This window comes from Streptomyces globisporus (assembly GCF_003501885.1).
Taxonomy (GTDB): Bacteria; Actinomycetota; Actinomycetes; order Streptomycetales; family Streptomycetaceae; genus Streptomyces; species Streptomyces globisporus_D.
In genome coordinates this window covers 1-1,658 of the sequence record NZ_QWFA01000376.1, presented here as the reverse complement: position 1 = coordinate 1,658, position 1,658 = coordinate 1, and the positions used below count along the sequence as shown (strand labels likewise).

General features: G+C 76.4%; 1 protein-coding gene and 1 pseudogene. Both read left to right on the top strand.

Going from position 1 to position 1,658, the window contains the following annotated elements; all coding sequences use genetic code 11:
- Window positions 1-1,204 (top strand): vWA domain-containing protein (locus D3105_RS33670; protein ID WP_240647128.1); only part of this gene is annotated, 1,204 nt, incomplete at its 5' end.
- Window positions 1,201-1,658: pseudogene (locus tag D3105_RS33665) on the top strand (hypothetical protein); the annotation flags it as partial. The gene D3105_RS33670 and the pseudogene D3105_RS33665, both read left to right, overlap by 4 nt.

Here is a 1,658-nt window from a genome sequence, read left to right as displayed (position 1 = left end):
GGCGAACCCCGCCACGGCACCCCCCACCGAGGCGGCCCTCGTCCCGGCGCTCCCCACCGAGCCGACCCCCGCCCAGGCTCGCTCCCGTACCCTCGCACCCGCCGACCGATGGCGCCTCGTGCTCGGGCGGAGCTCCGACCGGCTGCCGGCCGGGGCCGCGCGTCTGGCCACCGCGCTGGACGAGCTCTACGGCACGGGACACGGCGAGGGTTCCCGCGGCGGCCTCCCCGGGCGTGACGGCTCCGGGGCGGGCGGCGGCCGCGAGCCGTCGTTCCCCGGTGTCCGCGAGTGGTCCGAGGAGCTGGCCGCGCTGTTCGGCCCCGGCATCCGCGAAGAGGTCCTCGCCGCCGCGGCCGTGACGGGGCGGCAGGACGTCCTGGCCGAACTCGACCCGGCGGCCGCCACCCCCTCCGTGGAACTGCTCCGGACGATCCTGCAGTACGCCGGCGGTCTGCCCGAAGCCCGCCTCGCGGCGCTCCGCCCGCTGGTGCGCCACCTGGTCGACGAACTGACCCGGCAGCTCGCCACCCGGCTCCGACCCGCACTGACCGGCACGATGACGGCCAGGCCCACCCGCCGCCCCGGCGGCCGGCTCGACCTGCCGCGCACCCTGCACACCAATCTGGCCACAGCCCGCCGGACGGCCGACGGCACGGTTCAGGTGATTCCCGAGAGGCCCGTCTTCCGCAGCCGCTCCCGCAGGTCGGCCGACTGGCGGCTGATCCTGGTCACCGACGTCTCCGGATCCATGGAGGCCTCCACGATCTGGTCCGCGCTGACCGCTTCCGTGCTCGCCGGGGTGCCCACGCTGAGCACCCACTTCCTGGCGTTCTCCACGGAGGTCGTCGACCTCACCGGTCATGTGCGCGATCCCCTCTCCCTCCTGCTGGAAGTGAGCGTGGGCGGCGGAACGCACATCGCCGCCGGGCTCCGGCACGCCCGCGGCCTGATCGAGGTGCCCTCGCGCACCCTCGTCGTCGTCATCAGCGACTTCGAGGAGGGAGGGCCGCTCGCCGGACTGCTGGCCGAGGTGCGGGCGCTGGTGAACACCGGCTGCCACGTCCTCGGGTGCGCGAGCCTCGACGACGCCGGCCGGCCGCGGTATTCGACGGGCGTCGCCGGGCAGCTCGTGGCCGCCGGGATGCCCGTGGCGGCCCTCAGCCCACTCGAACTGGCCCGCTGGATAGGGGAGAAGACCGCATGAACGCCGCTCAGCTGCCGCCCGTCGCACCTGAGGTCACGGCCTCGCTCGTGGAGGGTCTCTCGCCCCGGCTGCGCAAGCGGCTGGACGGGGCGGTCACCAAGCTCGCCGCCCGCCCGACGCACCGCGACGGGGACACCACGACGATCGAGGTCGACGACGAGACCGGGCTGCGCCTGCACGCCCCGGGCGGAGTGGTGGCGAAGGTGGAGGGCATCACCTGCGGCTGCCTCCTCGCCCCGGCCTGCGTCCACCGCGCGGCCGCAGCCTGCGCCGCCCCCACGGCCGACCTGGCGCCGGAGCCCGCCGAACAGCCCACCCCGGAAGCCCCGGGGCCGGCCTCGGGACCGGCCCCGGCGACGGACCCCGCTGCCGCCCGCAGTTCCGAGGCCGCTCGTGCCCTCGGGCCCGGTGCCGCACTCGCCTCCGGCCCCGACGTCGCCCCCGCTCCCAACCC